Genomic DNA, 17,318 nt, shown 5'->3' on the forward strand with positions numbered 1-17,318 from the left:
TCTGCGACTGGAGTCACCCACGCCACGGGGCGCGGTTCCCTCTTCAGGGGTAGAGGTCGGCCACGGGACACTCCCGGCCGCCCAGCACCCGCCCGTGCCCCCGGGCGTTCACCTGCCACGTCCACCGGTCCGAGAGCCGCACCCACGGGACAGCGCCCACCCGCACGTCCTGCACGGCTTCCTCATCCCCGATCAGCATCCGCGCCTGATGCGCCGCCCGTGACAGAGCCCGCGCGCGCCCGCCCAGCGCGTCACGCACGATCCGCGCCGCCGGCAGGGCCCGCCGCTCCGCCGATCCCCCCACATCCGCCTCCACCAGCGCGGCCAGCAGCGAGGCCGTCCCGACAGGCAGACGCGACTGGACCCGGTGCCCGTTCACGGTGAGTCCCAGCACGCCCCGCACCTTCACCTCGATCACCCGTGAAGGTGGCCTCCACACCGGGAGTGGGAACGGCGTGCCCGCGCTCCATTCCCGCAGTTCCGGCAGTAGCCGTGATCCCAGGGCCGCGACGTACGCGGAACCGGTCGTCACGCCCCGCCGCAGCAACTCCCGCGCCGCCCCATCGTCACCGCCGTGCAGTGCCCACGCCGCCTGGTACAGCAGCACCTTCGCCTGATCGTCCGCCGTGTCCACGTCCGGAACCCGGCCACTCCACAGGGCCAGCAGGACGCCCGCCCGCCGCCCCCCGTCTCCGGCGCCGTACGTGGCCTGTGAAGCCTGCAGCTCCTCCCGCGCGGCCTCCGGTTCCCCGAGCGACATGGTGGCCAGGGCGCCCACGTACAGCGCCCGCGCCTTCACCTCCGGTGTTGGGGCCAGTCGCGCTGCCAGCCGCGCCGTACTGCGGGCCAGCGCCGCGTCTCCGCGCACGAGAGCCACGAGGCTGCGTGCACACAGGATCAACGCCCCGAACGACTGACCGGACGGCCGTCCCACTGCAAGGATGTCCCGCTCGGCTTCCCCGGCCGCCCGTTCCACGTCACCCGTGAGCAGGTGCGCCCACGCCAGGTTGTATGTCACGGACAGCCCGGCCGGCGTGTCCCGCGACTGCTTCGCCGCTTCCCGGCAGTGCCCGAACGCCTCGATCGCCTCCCACCAGCGACCCTGATTGATCAGAAACCCACCGTATGAGGCGTGCAGGCGGGCCGTTGCCGTCCGGTTCTCCCGGTCCAGGACTGCCAGCCCGGACTCGAACGCTTCCTGCGCCCCATCCAGCTGACCGGCGGCGTTCAGGATCAGGGCCCGCATCCGCCACCACTCGCTCGGCACGGCGCACCTTTCCGGTCCGGCGTCCGGTTCACCCAGGGCGGTGAGGGCCAGCGCGAACTCGCGTCGCTGCATGGCCCTGAACGCTTCTGCCAGATCCACCATGCCGTGCAGGATAAAGGTCTGGGGACGTCCCCATCCTGGCTCTCTCCCCTGCGGACCTCAATGGCTCTGTGGGCGGCGGGGGTGGGATCCGGGCCCGGCGCTGTGCGAGGTTCGGTCCGCAGGGGGAGGCGTGATGGCCTGACGGAATGGGGTGGCCATTGGGGGCAGGTCGGTGTGGCCCCCCTCCGCGGACACGTGACCGGACAGCAGGAGAGAGACGATCAGGAAAATCTGTTTTGTTTTCATACTTCCCTGTTCCGGCCGTAGGGCCGGTGTGCCTTTCGGGTGTCGGTAGGCCGGCAAGCTGAACGGTGGCCGTCAATCACGACCAGAGGGGGTTTCAGGTTCGACCCAGTCGGTGATCCCACCCAGTGCGAAATGACGCGTCAGGAGCAGCGCCCACGTTCAATTCGCTTGCCGGTCACGCATGGAACCGACACGATGTGAGGTGGCGCTCGCTTGACCGGTATGTGCGAGGCAGCCGACCCCTGGGGGGTCAGGCATGGTCAGAACCGCAGGCTGGATGAACCACCACCCTCAAGCTGAAGCTTTTGTAATGCGCATTTCAGGAGACACGAATCTGAGAAACAACGCCCTGGACAGCCAATTCAGAAAAATCTTCCTTGAGGTGCTGTCGGGGGCCGCGCCTACCAGCGTCGTGGTCGCCCCGCCCGGTTCCGGCAAGAGCACGCAGGCCCGGATTGCTCTGGCGGGCCTGTTACAGGAGGGGCACCTGCAACGCGTGATCTGGATGACGCACAGCACCATCGACCGTGACGGCGCCCCGTCCCTGGCGGCGGAGGCCGCGCGGCACCTGACGGAACTGCACATTCCCGCCGGGATCATCCTCGGCCGGGAGGCCCTCGGGAAGACCGCCGGGGCTGACCGCCGGACGCTGGGAGCAGACGGCTTCAGGGAGCGCTACGAGGCGCAGTTCCGGTGGCCGCCCGGGCCCTCGGTCAAGCTCTTGAGTCACGCGCACCTGCGGGTGCTGTACGGCCGGGACGGGCAGCCGGGCACGCCGCCCCCATGGCGCCGGGCGCCCCTCACGGGCCCGGACGCTGCCCAGCTGCTGATCATCGACGAGGACCCGACCAGCAGTCTCATCGAATCCTCCCCGCCGCCGCCCTCGCCGCTGTCCTACCTCCGCCTGAGGGCGCGGCCGCCCGCCACCCCACTGGCCAGGGTGCTGCTGTCCCTCATGTCCCAGGTGCTGGCGCACCCGGCGGACCCCCGCTTCCGGCGGATCGGCCGCGCCGGACCCAACGTCCGGTGGTCCTGGTCGGGCGCGTCCTTCAACCGGGCTGTGCTCGAGGCCCTGGCTGGGGAGAGCCTGGACCGCCTGGTGATGCGTGGCCGCTTCCCCCACCACCCCGGGTGGTCCTCGGCGCGTCTCATGTCCATCCTGCTCGAGCATCCCGACACGTCGTCGGTGGGGCTGTCCTGGCAGGCGCCCCTCCGCGCGCCGGACCGCTGCCTGACCGAGGCGACCCTGACGTTCCGGTCTGACCTGCTCTGCGCCCTGACGGACCTGCCGCCCACGGTGCTGCTCGACGCCTACGGTGACCGGTACGACACCGGGGATATCTGTTCCTACCACCGGGGACTGCTGGGCCGCGAGGTTCGCGTAGTACCCCTGGCCGTCTCGACCGCCCGCCCACGACTCGAGGTGAGTCATGCACCACACCTGCGCATCGACCGCGCCGCCGTGGACCGGGCCGTCAGGGGCGGCCCCGGGCAGGCGCGCGCCCTGCTGCGGCTGGACACGGTCACGCGCCGGATCGTCGCGTTCACCGAGACGCAGGACACCGCCCGGACCCTGGTGCTGTGTTACAAGAACATGATCCCGGCGCTGGAGGCTTCACTTGGCCGCGTTCTGGAAGAGCGGCAACGGACCGGCCCGCTGGCCGCCGCCCCGCCGGAAATCAGCTTCCAGCACTACTTCGCGGGCCGTGGCAAGAATGCCCATACGGGCAAACACGTCGTGGCGGTCACGGAACCCCACCAGCCCCGGCAGTACGCGGAGCACACGCTCGCCGCGCTGTACCCGGCCGACCCTGAACGTCGGCGTGACCTGGCGCGCCGTCACCGGGACGTCGAACTCCTACAGGCACTGCACCGCGGCCGGCAACTCAACCACGCTCCGGGCAGCCGGGGCGCCCCGCGCATCCTCCTCTCGTTCCCGCCGCCAGAAGGTCTGACTCGAGATCTCGGAACGGTGGACCTGACCCCCGCCGAGGCCCGCAGTGTCGGGCGCGGGCGGCCCTTCCCGTCGAACCAGACCCTGGCGTGGGAACGCGCGCTGCTGGCCGCGGCAACAGACCTCAGCGAACTGCTGAACGGTATTCCCGTGCTGGCGTTGATGGCGCTGGGCCTCCTGGAAGTGCCGGACTCCTACCAGCGCCTCGTGGAGCACGCCGGGCGGCGCCTGAGTGGAAAGATCAGGACGGACCGGTACCCGCATCTCAGCCGGTGGAAGGTCAACCGGGCGTATTTCCGGAGCGGTCTGAGCGACTCACCACCCGCGGTGGGAACCGCGTTGACACCCCGGCGGTCTGATGACCGCGCCATGCTGGAGCGCGGCCTCACGGAGCTGCTCAGGCAGCGCGGCTACTCGTATGTGCAGCCGGGTGGTCCCTTCCGTCAGGCCTGCCAGCAGGGTCAGCTGGGCGTGACCGTCACGCGTCCGTCACGGCTCAGGGTATGGGCCCGGGATGAGGTGCAGGCGGGAGAGATCCTCGTGCGCCTGTTGACCTAGAAAAGCCCGGAAGCCGCAGGCAGGCCCAGCCGGATCACCAGTCACCAGCGAGGAGCCGGGGCGGCTACGCTTTCCTGTGGGTGGAGGTCACTGATCCACTGCAGCGCCTGTGCCAGCGATTCCGCCACCCGCCACGCCGAGTGCGCCAGCATCAGGTTGCAGACACTGGCATACACCGGACCGTCCTGGATACCCAGTGGGGCGCTGCGCAGCAGTACGGTCGGGCGACCCAGCGCCGTCCGTGCGCCCTGAATGGCCGCGACCTCCGCGTCGACGTCCGCACCGTCCCCGAAGTTCAGGACGACCTGCGCGGCCAGCGCGGTCTCCACGTCACGCGCCGCCCGGTCAACCAGCGACTCGCCGGGGGATGCGTCCCAGCGGGCGGAGGTCGTCACGGTCCACCCCTGCGCCCGCAACGCGGTCCGCGCATGCGCGATCAACAGGTCCGTTCCTGCGTGCGGAACGCCGCCCTCCAGATGCACCGTGCCGAGTCGCAGCGGTCGTTCCGGGCGCGGGCTGACCGGCGGAACAGGATCGGCATACACCGCCTCCCTGACGAGCGACGCCATCCGCGAGAGAGAAGCGAGCACCTGCTCCTGATAGGCGCTCGCCTCGCTGGACAGTCCCGACAACGGGAACGCACCCGCGTCAATGACCGTGCCGCTCATCATGGACAGCACCGGCAGGGCACGCAGGGGCTCCCCGGACGGTCGGTGCTGCAAACTGACGCTGTTGAGCAGCACCGTGAGGGTCGGAATCCCCAGACCCCACGCCAGGCCAAGTTCGAACGCGATTCCGCTGTCCACCTGCAGGTCATCGAGTGGAATCACCATGCGCCCGGCACGGCGCACCTGCGCGGCGTCCAGCAGGTAGATGTCCCGCGTAAACTCATGCCCGGCGCGGGGCGTGATGGCACCGTTCGAATCGCGGTACGGCAGGAAGGTCACCGGTCCGGTGGCGGTGAGGTGGGCGTCCGTGAGAGCGGCACTCAGGCCCGCCCGGACTCCTCCTTCCAGAAACGTCCCCAGCAACCGACCCGACGGGTGAAACAGTCGCGTGCACACGTAGGTCGGACGCTGCCCGGCCGCCAACTCGACGAGGGTCGTCACGTTCCGGCCTGCAGGGTCAGGAGGGCCCCGCCGAGCACCAGCAGCAGTCCGGCGATCCGGCCGGGGTTTAGCGGCAGGACCGGACGGCCGAACAGGCCGAACGTGTCGATCAGGGCCGCTCCGACCAGCTCGGCCAGAATGATCAGCAGCACGGCCCGGACCGCTCCGAGGACCCCGATCGCCTGCACGGTGCCGACCACCACCAGCAGGCCGAGGGCGCCCCCCCACCACGCGAAGGCCGGCAGGGTACTGCCCACAGATCTCGCCAGCAGCAGCAACGCGCCGAGCACCCCGACGAGCAGGACGAGCAGCAGGGGACGCGTCCAGTCTCCCGGCGTTCCCAGGGGGGTGGGCTGGGCCAGGCAGAAGCCCACGATCGCCACGCCCAGGCCCAGCAGGTGAACGACCGTCAGCATGGACCACGTGCCGATCCTGGCCTGCAGCAGGCTGTTGACGGGCCCCAGGCAGGCGATCATCAGTCCGGTCAGCAGGGCCGTCATGACCGCGGCGGGGAGCGTGAAACTGGACATGCCCGCACTGTAGGGCACCCGTCGCGGCGCAGATGCCTCACATCAGAGCAGTGGAGCGAGTTAGGGTAGGGGCGGGTGACCGGCGCCGCAGTGACCTGGCAAGAACACGCCTAAACTGCCAAGTATGACCGCGCATCTGGAGATCGACCGCTTTGGCCGCATCCTGATCCCCAAGGCCCTGCGTGACGCACTGGCCCTCCAGCCCGGCGCGCAACTCGAAGTCGAACTCGAAGGCGGGACGCACAGGTCACCCGGCATCACGGCCGCCTGATCCTCAGCGCGGACGGGGCCATCACTGGCGATCCCGTGCAGGATCTGCGGGACGAGCGGCTGAACGAGGTCCTCGGTTCGTGGTGACCCTGTTCGACACCAGCGCCCTGGTCGCTGCGCTGGTCGGGAACCACCCGCAGTTCACCTGGGCGGACGCGCAGGTGCAGGCCGCGCAGGAACGCGGACCCCTGGCCGTAGCGGCAGTCGGGCGTACCAGGAGACGCTGCGAACCCAGACCTTCCTGCACCTGCTGCTGATCGGGAGCCTGCTGGCTGCAGCGGGCGCGGCCCCACACCATCCAAAGGGTCGTGCCCGGACGCCGTTTCATCTCAAGGGTCGTGTCCGGCAGCGCGACTCTTTGGAGGAAAGTGACCCTTGAGCACACGACTCTTTGGATGATCTGCCCTCTCCGACTGCCAGAAAGCAACCGGGTAGCACGACTCTTTGGAGCGCCTCCTCCTCGCCGGGCGCGACTCTTTGGCGCTTTCAGCACGACCCTTTGGAGCGTAGCCTTCCCTGCTCGGCACGACCCTTTGGCGGTTCCTGGCCGCCCAGCGCGACCCTTTGGATGAAGTGGACCTTCGGAGCACGACCTTTTGGAGGATTCAGCACGACCCTTCGGATGAAAGACAGAGAAACCGCGTCCAGAACGCGGACGGCGCGCGGTCCTGATGATGATCATCATATTTTTTATCTTCAAAACACAGCTCCAATCAGGAGCATCAAGAGCTGCACGATCCGGTAGCATGACCGCATGACCCGCCCCGTGAGATCCGCTCGGCTCGACAACGGGCATGACGAGCGCAATCTCGCCCGCCTCTCCCTAGTCCTGGCCAACAACCGCGTTCCCAGCACAAGACTTTGTTGGCGAATTCGAAACCTGCTGTTTGGCGGGGCGGATCATTGCGGCTCGGTAACGAGAAATGCGGAGTCCGGGGGCCATCATCTGAATTCGCCAACAGAGTCTAGTTCCAGCCAACTATCCAATAACCTGAGGCTCGGCAAACCATTCTTTCTGGTGTTTTTCTCGAATCTGTCTGTCCATTGCATCGAAGGCGGTAAAGTTGAGGACAGAGAGGAAATACAGCATATCAGCGAATAACAACTCGTGCTCCTGCGGTGGCCTTCCCATGACCTGCTCCGCCACCATGCGAGACTTGGTCCTCTGAGAAACCTCAGCCCTGACCACGGAGAACTCACGCTGAAGTTCGACTGACTTGTTCAGGCCGCTTTCTCGATATGGTCCACGCTCCAGCGCTTCTTGCAGTGCCTGAAGATGCTGGGTCTGGACGTCGAGCGCCGACTGCTTCAGCGCCTCGCGCGCTTCAGCAGGCAAATCCTCTAATTCTAATAGGTCGTGTAGGCCAGCACTTCGATTGGCCGCCCCTAGGCAGGCCAGGGTTTTCTCCAAAGTGTCAACAATCCACGGCTCCTGTGTGAGAAGCCAGGGTTTCAAGCCAAGGCGACCGAGTTGCTCGACTGGAATTTCGATGGGCTGTTGGCGCCAGAAATAGCCGTCAAGGTTCGTCACCATATCGGGCGTGTGATGCCAGGCCAGTTGAGGAATGGCCCGGCCATACCGGGTGGGGATCACGACTATGTGCGCCCACTGATGCCGGAGGACGTCCATGGTCCACACCACCGAGTCCAGTGGCGTGAGGAGGCGTGCCAATGCCTGGACGATCGCCTCGTTGGCGTCAAACAGGGTTCGCAGTGCGCTGATTTCGACGGTGATCCACAGTGTAGGTTGCTGATCCTTCCAGCGCTCCTCCGTGTCCAGTAGTTTGGCCTGTAGCCCCTCCTGCCGAAGTGCGCTCAGCGCTTCCCTGAGGCGCAGGCGGTACCTGGACTGCACGTCTGAAGATGTCGTCTGAATACCATGGTGCTGACCAATAGGAGGGACACGTGCGAAATCAGGCCACAGGTCATCGAGCGCCCGACACACTTCCTGCTCATCGCATTCCAACGCCTCCAAGTCGGCTGCGGGAAAGAGATGTGCAAATGCCGTTCGGAAAGTCGCTTGCATCTCCGGCAATTGCAAGGTGGCGTCGTGCAAGTTGAACTTGGACAGGCGCAGGCTTCGGAGGAGCCCCTCACGATTATGCCGGAACCGCACTTCCTCGTCCCGACTGACATGGAGTTTGGACAGCGCAAAGATCCCTTCTGCCGCTTGGCGAAAGAATGTGTTCATGTCATCGCCGTATTTCCGACTCGCCTGAAAGTATTGATCATAGTGATCGGCCTGAAGTTGTTTCGAAAGGACCTGAACGGTGGCCGGCCACGTCAGTCGATCCCGCACGGCTCGACTGCTGGTCATCGCCAGTCCCCAGGGATCCACTGCACTCCGGGGCAAGACCCTATGGCCGACGCGTTTGGCGACATGGGCGCGCAGCGCATGGATGAACACCGCAGTCCGGCGGTCGGATCCAGAAAACCATTCATGCATCCGGCCCTGCGACCGGGGAAGCAGTTGCACCAAGGTTCGCAAATCGTCGACGATGGCCCGCCGTGTCTCCCAATGGTGTTCCGCATGCGCCTGCCAATCAGGAAGGAGAAAATCCATCTCAGCGAGTTGATGGAAGGTTCGGTTCCACTGGGTACCCCAACGAGGGGGAAATGTTTCGCGCGCTATTCCTGAGACGGTTTCGTCCACACGGGATTGTTCTGGGACGAGAAGACTCTGGTGGCCGTATCCCTGAGTGACATACTTTTCCTTCTCTGGATAAAGAAAGTGCAGAATTTCGACCCGGATGGATTTCCCTTCATGGTGGGGGTTCGGGCCGGGCACAGGGTTCAACGCGTCATCGTCAGGTACGGCGTAGTGGATGGCCACAGAGGTTTCACCAACCTGCAGCACACCGATGTTCCCCGCCTGCGTAAACTGTTCGATCAACGTGCGGTGAAGGGCGCCCAAGCGCTCCCGTAAGGGCACACTGCTGACGAATGACAGCCCATAAAACACTTCTGCCGCGTCGAACAGCGGAAGGTCAGCCACGGGTTCGAGCCTGAGCACCTCAAACGACTCCAAGGGCATCGGCCAGAACGAGCTGTAAAAACTTAATTCTGCAGCAGCCAACCAGTCGTTGACACCCGACGGCTGAGGCAGGGTAGACCCTTGCTGCCCAAGCCACTCGCCCACCAGACGCAGATCCAAGTCATAGGCGTGAAAGGCAGCGCGCCGCTCCTTGAGCTTCTTCTTCCAACTCGCCGAGAAGAAACTGAGTTCATCCCAATCCGGCAACTGATGCACCAACTGCCGACCACGGAGGTTAAGCAGGTCCGGACTCACGAAGAGCCACCATCCAAACTCAAATTCCTGGAACGCGGATTGAATGGCAGGCTTCGCCTGACCGACGTATTCACGGATGCTGTGCCAGATTAGAGCTCTGGTGAGACCGGTGCGGCCCACCCAGGTGGTGGGTTGAAATTGCCTCAACTCGTCCAGAACTTTCGTCGGTGGTAACCAAATCAGTGCGTTAAGCGCCAGCAATTCCAGATCGTCCTCTACAACGGCTGGGAGGACCTGAGTGAAGGCCTCATGCTTGGGCATGAAGTCAGGATCGCCCAGCAGCTCGAGGAGCAGATCGGAGCGAATGGCGTGCAGACCACGGATGACGCCCCCATCCTGCCGGAGCAGATGTTCTTCGTTCAGCCGGAGGAGTATGGATTTCAGCTCGAGCATGGAGAGACCAAATTGCTCCGCGAGTCTCCGTGCATCGACCGCCGCGTGCGCTGCGGCCGCAAACGCGGCGGCATGGAGGAAACCTGGATACCGAGGTTGATTGATCCACTCGGCAAGAAGGCGCGCGACCTGTTCCTGAAGTCGCGCCTGAAGTTGTTGACCCTTATGGGTCACCATGAATACGAACTCTAGGAGGGGCCCTTCCTCACGAAATGCATTCCACGCTTCCTCAAAACGCATGAACTCGCGAGATACGCGAACCTGCTGAAGGCCGTTGAAAATGTGGCGAGCTTCGACTTCGCCGAATGTGAGGTGCAGCGTGGACGGGCTGAGCTGAGCCAGTTCTGCGGCGTTGCGCGTCCAGTCCTCTTCGCGAATGGTGAGTAGAACGCGCAAATTCTGTATGCCCCGGGCGTTTTTGAGGAGGTCCAGCCACTCCCGGTCTCCCGGTTCAACATCAATCAGCAGATACAGTTCTGAACGGTGTTGTCGTAAAAAGGCCTGTACGGCTTGTAGGACCTGCTGTCCTTGTGTCACATCATGGAGTCGCCCCAACCGGTAACTCAGTGGAAGAAGGCCTTCGTCTGCGAGGTAGCGGTACGCGAGGGCCGTTTTTCCCTGCCCCGATGCGCCGTGGACAACCACTAGTGGGCGTTCCTGAAAACTGACCCGCAGTGCCTCGAGTGGCGACTCTCGGCGCAGATCCACGTTGGCCAAGATGTGTTCCAATCTGGCTCCGACCCCTTCATACAGTTCCCGGCGCAAGTCTCCTGCGTCAAGGTTTCTCAGGTCGTCAGTCATCAAGGGCACCAGCGAGGTGCCCCACTCTTGGTGGTAGCCACGGAGTTCAGTAGTCGCTCGTCCAATCTGCTGGAGTTTCACGTGCAGATCGTGAGGCGTGATGGTGTTGGGCAGGCCCGTGGTGGGCTGTTCAGAGAGTTCAAAGAGCCACCAAGCCAAGACCGACCGCGCCGTCTGAATGTCACCTGCGGTGATGCCCTCTTGAAGAAAGTTCGCGATCTGCTGGTCCTGCTCGGCCTCAACAATCTCCTCAAGCGTGAGGCGCTCAAACAGCAGGTCGACTTCAGCGTCGCTGTACCCATGCCGCCTGAGGGTGACGCGGATGCGCTCCTGCTGATGCCCGTCCCCTTGCCAAGCCTTTCGCATTTGAGGGCCAAACTGGCCCACGACGACAAGTGTCTCTTGTGCCTGATCTCCATTGTGGAGCCGGTCCAGCACCCGGCGGAGGTAAGGGGGTTCAGCCTGTTCCCCCTCTCCTGAACGACTCGCGAGGGCCGCAATGGTCAAGTTGTTGCCGTAGCTCTTCACCTGCACGTGCTCTAGTGGCTTCCCTTCAGGCGAGAGTCGCAAGAGATCTTCCGCTCCTTCTGGACGGTAATGATCTTCGCTCCCTGTTAAGACACGGCGCAGAATGTAATACGTCTGAAGGCGGAAGCCGCGGATGGCCGCTGCGCCCCCTGATTGAGCACCCATGATTTCCCCCTCAATTATCTCCAGACAAAACTGGCAAGCGTAAATAAATTATACCCGAAGTCACCTGCAGAGCGAGGCAAGATAGTGGATTGACGCTATGTACTGTTCAGGCAGGAGAATCGGGGGATCACAGGTCCGCCCAAACCAATCAGCCTGACGTAGCGACGAATGTCCAAACCGTTTACTGTTTTGCATCGCAAGTACAGGCAGGCAACGCGAGAGGCGCACAGGCCTGGGATATCGCAGCGGCCCGTCCACGAAGGACGGGCCGCTGGGTAGGCCTGAGTTCTCCAATTCCGGATCCCCATCCGGTCTCACCTGCCCGCGCAGCAGACCACTGCCGCGCCCAGGGGTCAAGGCAGGTCGCCCCCCTGCGACCAGGCGATCACGTCTTCCAGCGGTAGGAAGTTCGTTCCGAACGCTGCGTAATGCGCCCGCTCGATCACTCCGTCCGGCCCGATCAGTAACTCCGCCGGCATGCGCAGCAAATCCCCGTCACTCTTCAGGGCGGCCGCGCCCATCATCGCGAAGCCCTGCATGATCGTGCTCAGGTTCCGCGGGTCACGCGTGCCGCGCAGGCTGTGCGTCAGCCCGTACCGCGCGTACGTGTGATCGTCCGGGTCGGCCAGCACCGGGTACTGCGGCCGCTGCCGCCTGATGCCCAGCGCGAGGTCTGCCACTGGGCTCCCCCAGATGATCACTGTCTGAATGCCCAGTGGTGCGAGGTACGACTGCGTGGCGATCACGGCCGCGTGGCGCGGGTTGCAGATTGCACAGGTGCTCTGCCGATTGAAACTCAGCCACATCCGCCGCTCCCGCAGCGCCGACAGCCGCACGTCGCCCCCGCCCAGGGCGGGCAGCACGAAGTCCGGCGCGACCTGCCCCACCTCCAGCCAGGCGTGCAAGGCCGCGGGCCGCGTGACGTCCTGCGGTCAGATCTCCTACCGGTCAAGGTCGATGCGGGCGCCCCCTTGCATCAGCGCGCGTTGAAGTGCCGGATCGACGTCGATCTTCCCAGCAGAGAACACGTCCCGGTGGGCGTTGGCCAGAATACGGGTGTTGACCCACTCGACCTCCGGCGCTTTGGCGATCAGGATCCTCAGGGGTGGCATGGGCAGCGTACCGTGGTGGAAGACAGCCACCAGATCCCGCGCCAGCGGGAAGTACAGTTGCGTCTGAACCTGTCCCAGCGGGAGGTCGAGGGACGACTGCACGCGGCCGGTGTGCGGGTCCGCCCGCCCGATCACCAAGGGCACGTCCCCAGTCCAGAAGGTCAACCCCCGCCCGGCTTTCAGGAAAGACACCTGGAAGCTGGCCACCGTCTCGGTCAGGTCGCGCACGACTCTCGTTTCCAGGGACGAGATCATCCGCAGGTGCTGGAGTTGAGTGGTCTTTTCGAGTTCAGCCGCACTGAGCGGGATCCGCCGCGCCTGTGCGACCTGCTGAATGAGGTCCTGCAGCCGGGTCCGCTGGTGCGGGAGGCGCACGAGTTGATGCGCCACCATCCGGTTGAGCGCGTCTCGTTCCGCCTGCGGAAAGACCTCGCCGAATCTCAGGGCCCCTTGCATGCGCTGATGACTTGGCGCGAGGACCGACTCCACCTGGCGATCCAGCATCGGTTCCAGCGTGATCGTCCGGCCTGGTACACGGTGGAAGTGAGGCTTGAAGCCGACCTGGCGTGGACTGAGCCACTTGCCGTGCCAGTGAGCTTTTTCCAGGCGGTACAGCTTGTGGTCTAGGTTGGTAAAGGCGCGCAGATAGAACTGCGGGATGACGTGATGCCGCCAGCTGTTCTGTGAGCTCATGTGCGCAGTATGTCGCTGGGGGCCATCAGGAACTGGCGTGGCTCCTGTCCTGTGTTGAGCCGTGGGCACGCGCGCGGACCTTCAGGCGGCCGGACCTTCCTCCACGGCGGTGCCGACTGGCGCAGCGGGCTAGGCGAAGTGGTACACACGCGGGCCGAACAGCGCCCCCTGCTCGCGCAGCCCTTCGAGGTTCACCCGGGTGACGTTCCCCGGCAGGCGGAGCCGCCGGGTGCGAGCGGATCTCGTCCTCGTCGACGTAGTACCGCAGGTAGCGCCGGGCGGGGTTGGGCACGCTGTAGAGGGTTTGTGCTTCGGTGAGTTGACCGAGGAGGCTGATAGCGGCGGTGCGGCCGAGGTTCAGGGCCGTCATGACGTTCGTGAGGCAGGTGCCGCCTCCGCGCGGGCTAGTGCCAGGATGGCCGCCTTCTGGTCGTCGGTGAAGCGATCGGGCGTGCCGTTCAGGAAGGAGCGTCGCATACGGTCAAGATGCGCTGCGTGAGACTTTGGTCGAGTAGGACCGGTCACAGGACGGCTTCGTCCACGGTGGGTTGGTTCAGACAGGCGTGCAGATACAGCGTGATGTTCATGAAGAACAGGGTGGAGCGGAGGGCTTCAGCGGACGTTCCGCTCCCGAACCCATCATGCAAGGTGTGGTGCCTGGAGAGGGGTGGAGTGCTGTCGGCGGCGGACAGGTTTGCGGTTTCGGCCAGCAGGTCGCGCTGACGGGTCAGTCGCGCGCCCGACGTGACTAGCAGCAGCGTACGTCGGCCACGCGTCGGCATCCGAGTGAGGCGCTGCTCTAGGGTGCTGAGTGCGGCCGCTCGTTCGGAGCTGCGCTTATGGTGGTTCGTGTACAACATGCTTGGCCCGTTGGCTGGAAAGAGTCCTCTGTGCTGCAGGGTGCTCGTGAAGACGCCCTCGGCGCGAGCCAGCATTGGTTGTGACACCAGCCTGACATGCTGGCCGGTCGTGAGGCAGTCCAGAGCCTCTTCGAACGCTTTGAAGTGGTCGGTGGCTCGCTCAGTGGGAAGCAAATCGTGGAGCGCCCGCCTGGTTCCTGCTCGCAATTGCGGCTCGTGGGTGATCAGGAGCGACAGGAAGATCTCCGGGTACGCGCTAGGCTCAGCTTCATCGAGCTGCTCGTCCAGCGCGCTGATCACGCCGTCATCAGCCATGAGGAGAAGGGCGTCCAGTGGCCACCCGTGCTCCGCAGCTCGCTTGCAGACGGAAACAGCCCGCCGGTCTGGTTCAAGGAGCCTCTGGATTTGATCCAAGCTGGGGATGGCTGCGTGAACCGCTGCGGTGATACTCCGGTTGATCTCCTGAGCCCACTGCCTCTGGGCTTCAAGGATCTGAGGGAGGTCTCTCGCGATTCGCGTAATGCCAAGGTCTCGCAGTTGCGCTGTCATATCTGCTGCGATCGGTACGTGCGCACTCGACACCATCGCGCGAACCTGCTCTGCCATTGCGAGAGTGACCGATGTGTTCGACATCCGTTGGACGTTAAGGGCGCCTCGAATTGGAGCTGTCAACTGGTGGATCTGCTCCATCATGCGGGTCACTTGACCCAGGCCCGGATCCGGTTGTTCGGGCCACATGGCTGCCACATCGTGCAGGGTAAACGAAGGGCGCACGGGGGTCATGGGGGTTTCGGGTGTGACATTGGCCTTGGAATCAGAATCCATCTCATGACCTCTGGAACAGGTGGGGAGGCGATCTGCGCTGGCAGGGACACTCAGGATAGGGCACGATGGAAGCGCCATCATGACTGAACCCCTTTATCCGTATTTGCCAGAGAATTTAACTGAGATCGTGGCGCAGATCATCGCGCAGCGAACGGAAGGAAAAAAAATCGACTTTAAGAGGCAGTACCCGTTGGAACTCGACCGGAAAGCACTTGGGGAGTTCATTCAGGATCTGTGCTCGTTCGCGAATACGGATGACCCTCAGCATTATGGGGACGTCGGCTACATCATTATTGGTCGTGATCGGAATGGAATAGCCTATCCAATTCCAGAAACGTTCGATGAGGACAAGGCGAGTGCCAGCCTCCACAATCAACTCAGCAAATATATCCTTCCGGCCATCGATTTTCACGTCAAGGGCCCCATCCCGCACGCCGATGGACCAGTCATCGTGATTAGCATTCCCCCATCTCAACAGCAGCCGCACGTTCCACTGCGCGACCTAGGCGACGCGACCGCTGGGGCACTTCTGGTGCGCAACGGGGATACAAAGGCGCCAGCAACTGCGCTGGATCTCCACCGGATGCTGACCAAGCAGGCGGCCCGTTTAACGGCACCACTCCGGGAAGAAATCAGCCAACTGAGAGGCACGGTGGCCAGTCAACAGGCGCAACTGTCTGAACTGCGCGGCACGCTGGTGCCTGAACTGGCCAGCGGTGCGGAACGGATTGCCGCTGGTCTTCGGTCCCCAGCAACCATCCTGATGCGTGAGGTTGGGCAGGCAATCGCCCAGTTCCGGAGCGCCGTGGAACAGGTGGACATCTCAGGCAGAGCCGTCCCGTATACCACACTGTCTCTCCCCCACTCCACAGCGCTGGTGCGTTCAGAAGATCTGCCCGGTCTGAAAGCCGCAGTGGAGGGCCTGGAAGACGCGACACGACCCTTGATTGAACTCATGGGCACACTGGCGTTGGAAGCCCGGTACCGCCCTGCGTCCGACCCAGTTCAGGAAGCGGCAATCACGGCCATGAACAACATAGTGCAGGTCACCCTCTTCACTGCACCAGCCAGCGATACCATCCAGGGTAACGGCATCCATTACGCAGCATTGCGCGCGTACCCTGCCCTGATGGTGCTGTTTGGCTCTGCCGTCATCGCCTCGAGTGTTGAGAATCCTAAGTCCTTCTGGCCGTTCACCCAGGCGAATCGGACCATGCGGCGCTACGGGCTCTTCAACGGCGCTTCGGAATACCGGCTGCTGAACACCTTCTGGGAACAGAGGCCGGCTCTTGATGTACTCTTCCATGTCCTGGACCGCCGTGAACAGTTGGAGTGGTATCCCACCGTGGGACGGCTGAAGGACTTGATGGTGCGGCCTGACTGGCTGGGTGCCGCAGTGTCCTACTTCGATCACAGGCGCCTAATGACGCAGGCGGAGGTGCTTGTCTCGGTGGGGTACGGCGTGTCGTCCGTCATGTACAACAGGACGCCTAGTGTCTTGCCCAGCGCGTGGATGCGGTATACGGATGCTCCGGCGATCTTGATGGACTGGCTCCTATTGATAACGGCTTAAATTGAAGTCGCCGCCATGAGGCGCTGCGGCAACTGGATGTACCGAATCCTCTGCCATCCCGCACGCAGTCGTGTCCTCAGTTCCTTTGTCGTCTTGGCGCAGAAATTCCCCAAGACGTTCCGCTTCACGTAGGCCCAGACCTTCTCAATCGGATTGAACTCCGGTGAATACGGTGGCAGGTACACCAGCGAGAGCCGAGCCTGCGTCTTCACGAAGGCCGAGACGGCCTTCGCCCGGTGAATCGCGGCATTGTCCAACACCACCACCAGTTCGCCCGTCACGTGCTTCAGCAGGTGGTTCAGAAACGCCAGCACATCACCCGTCTTGACCGCTCCTGTCTGGGTCCGCTGGAGAAATTGCCCGTTCGACGTGATGGCCCCAAGCGTTGAGAGCTTCTGCCAACTGGCCGGAAGACGCACCACGGGTGTCTTCCCCCGTTTTGCCCATGTCCGTCGGAGCACGCCTTTCAGACTGAAGCCCACTTCATCGAGGTAGACGAGCGTGGCGCCCTGCGCGACCTTTTTTTTCGACACCAGGGCGCGTGGTCTGCACCCAGGTCCGTACGGCCTCCTCATTCTGTTCCAGCGCCCCTTTACCGGGTTTCTGGGGCGAGAATCCCAGGCAATGGAGCACCTTGCGAACGTGGTCGACGTGGTACCACACGTCCAAGTGCCGCCCGATCAGTTCGCGGACACGAGCGGTGGTCCAAGTGGAGTCGGGAAAGCCGTGTGCCAGGGCACCCTCCTGCAGGAGGGTGCTGATCTTCTGCTGCCCCTCCGGGGTCAGGCGGGCGGGCCGACCCGTCGTGGGGGTGGCCTCCAGGCCACCCTGGCGTTTGAGCCGCTCTTTCCAGGTGTAGACGGTGTGGATCGAGACGCCGAAGTGATCTGCGATCTGTTGGTTGGTGTGTCCACCGGCCTGAATCATATTCAGTGCGGCGAGTCGCCGTTCTTCGAGCTGGGCGCGGGTGTACTTGGAGGGTTGCCACGGTGCCATGTCCGGGTCAGTCTAGCAACCTAAATTTCTACCGTTATCAATAATCA

At 63.9% G+C, this 17,318-nt stretch carries 12 protein-coding genes; 4 read left to right on the top strand and 8 right to left on the bottom strand.

Going from position 1 to position 17,318, the window contains the following annotated elements:
• Positions 1–43 precede the first annotated feature (43 nt).
• Entirely contained in the window at positions 44–1,369 is a 1,326-nt protein-coding gene (locus tag M8445_RS17975) for a hypothetical protein (RefSeq protein ID WP_273991534.1), read from the bottom strand.
• Between the two features lie 556 nt (positions 1,370–1,925).
• Between M8445_RS17975 and M8445_RS17980 the strand changes: the two genes are divergently transcribed.
• A complete protein-coding gene (locus tag M8445_RS17980) occupies positions 1,926–4,127 on the top strand; it encodes a hypothetical protein (protein ID WP_273991535.1) in 2,202 nt (733 codons plus the stop codon).
• A 41-nt stretch (positions 4,128–4,168) separates the two neighbouring features.
• Here the strand turns inward: M8445_RS17980 and M8445_RS17985 are convergent, their stop codons facing one another.
• Entirely contained in the window at positions 4,169–5,236 is a 1,068-nt protein-coding gene (locus M8445_RS17985; protein ID WP_273991536.1) for a nucleoside 2-deoxyribosyltransferase, read from the bottom strand.
• Positions 5,233–5,766: a DMT family transporter gene (locus tag M8445_RS17990; protein WP_273991537.1), complete on the bottom strand. Its 534-nt coding sequence runs from the start codon at positions 5,764–5,766 to the stop codon at positions 5,233–5,235. Before M8445_RS17990 ends, M8445_RS17985 begins: the two co-directional genes overlap by 4 nt.
• A 124-nt stretch (positions 5,767–5,890) precedes the next feature.
• Here M8445_RS17990 and M8445_RS17995 point away from each other — a divergent pair, with 124 nt between their 5' ends.
• The gene (locus M8445_RS17995; RefSeq protein WP_273991538.1) at positions 5,891–6,037 is read left to right on the top strand and encodes an AbrB/MazE/SpoVT family DNA-binding domain-containing protein; all 147 of its coding nucleotides are present in this window, start codon (positions 5,891–5,893) and stop codon (positions 6,035–6,037) included.
• A gap of 82 nt (positions 6,038–6,119) precedes the next feature.
• Positions 6,120–6,293, top strand: coding sequence for a hypothetical protein (locus M8445_RS18000; protein WP_273991539.1), 174 nt, complete (start codon positions 6,120–6,122; stop codon positions 6,291–6,293).
• 722 nt (positions 6,294–7,015) lie between these two features.
• Here the strand turns inward: M8445_RS18000 and M8445_RS18005 are convergent.
• From M8445_RS18005 to M8445_RS18020, 4 genes are all read right to left on the bottom strand, one after another.
• Positions 7,016–11,212, bottom strand: coding sequence for a hypothetical protein (locus M8445_RS18005; protein ID WP_273991540.1), 4,197 nt, complete (start codon positions 11,210–11,212; stop codon positions 7,016–7,018).
• A 353-nt stretch (positions 11,213–11,565) separates the two neighbouring features.
• Entirely contained in the window at positions 11,566–12,117 is a 552-nt protein-coding gene (locus tag M8445_RS18010) for a redoxin domain-containing protein (protein ID WP_273991541.1), read from the bottom strand.
• A 36-nt stretch (positions 12,118–12,153) separates the two neighbouring features.
• On the bottom strand, positions 12,154–13,017 hold the full coding sequence (locus tag M8445_RS18015) for a DUF4238 domain-containing protein (protein WP_273991542.1): 864 nt from the start codon (positions 13,015–13,017) through the stop codon (positions 12,154–12,156).
• Positions 13,018–13,538: 521 nt separating this feature from the next.
• A complete protein-coding gene (locus M8445_RS18020) occupies positions 13,539–14,702 on the bottom strand; it encodes a hypothetical protein (RefSeq protein WP_273991543.1) in 1,164 nt (387 codons plus the stop codon).
• A 79-nt stretch (positions 14,703–14,781) separates the two neighbouring features.
• On the opposite strand from M8445_RS18020, the gene M8445_RS18025 reads away from it, so the two are divergent.
• Positions 14,782–16,275 (top strand): AlbA family DNA-binding domain-containing protein, encoded by a 1,494-nt coding sequence (locus tag M8445_RS18025; RefSeq protein ID WP_273991544.1) that lies wholly within the window; start codon positions 14,782–14,784, stop codon positions 16,273–16,275.
• Here M8445_RS18025 and M8445_RS18030 read toward each other — a convergent pair.
• Positions 16,272–17,271, bottom strand: a protein-coding gene (locus M8445_RS18030) for an IS630 family transposase (protein ID WP_273991545.1) whose coding sequence is annotated in 2 segments (ribosomal slippage) — positions 16,272–16,799 and positions 16,801–17,271 — 999 coding nt in all. Because the reading frame shifts where the segments join, the coding sequence is not laid out codon by codon here. The two genes, M8445_RS18025 and M8445_RS18030, sit on opposite strands and share 4 nt — an antisense overlap.
• Positions 17,272–17,318: the final 47 nt, after the last annotated feature.

The sequence above is a fragment of the Deinococcus aquaticus genome, from assembly GCF_028622095.1.
GTDB lineage: Bacteria > Deinococcota > Deinococci > Deinococcales > Deinococcaceae > Deinococcus > Deinococcus aquaticus.

Bases quoted from the DNA above. Each gene is read 5' to 3' on its own strand.
- M8445_RS17975 (WP_273991534.1), bottom strand. From the start codon at position 1,369: ATGGTGGATCTGGCAGAAGCGTTCAGGGCCATGCAGCGACGCGAGTTC.
- M8445_RS17980 (WP_273991535.1), top strand. From the start codon at position 1,926: ATGCGCATTTCAGGAGACACGAATCTGAGAAACAACGCCCTGGACAGC.
- M8445_RS17990 (WP_273991537.1), bottom strand. From the start codon at position 5,766: ATGTCCAGTTTCACGCTCCCCGCCGCGGTCATGACGGCCCTGCTGACC.
- M8445_RS17995 (WP_273991538.1), top strand. From the start codon at position 5,891: ATGACCGCGCATCTGGAGATCGACCGCTTTGGCCGCATCCTGATCCCC.
- M8445_RS18005 (WP_273991540.1), bottom strand. From the start codon at position 11,212: ATGGGTGCTCAATCAGGGGGCGCAGCGGCCATCCGCGGCTTCCGCCTT.
- M8445_RS18015 (WP_273991542.1), bottom strand. From the start codon at position 13,017: ATGAGCTCACAGAACAGCTGGCGGCATCACGTCATCCCGCAGTTCTAT.
- M8445_RS18020 (WP_273991543.1), bottom strand. From the start codon at position 14,702: ATGGATTCTGATTCCAAGGCCAATGTCACACCCGAAACCCCCATGACC.
- M8445_RS18025 (WP_273991544.1), top strand. From the start codon at position 14,782: ATGACTGAACCCCTTTATCCGTATTTGCCAGAGAATTTAACTGAGATC.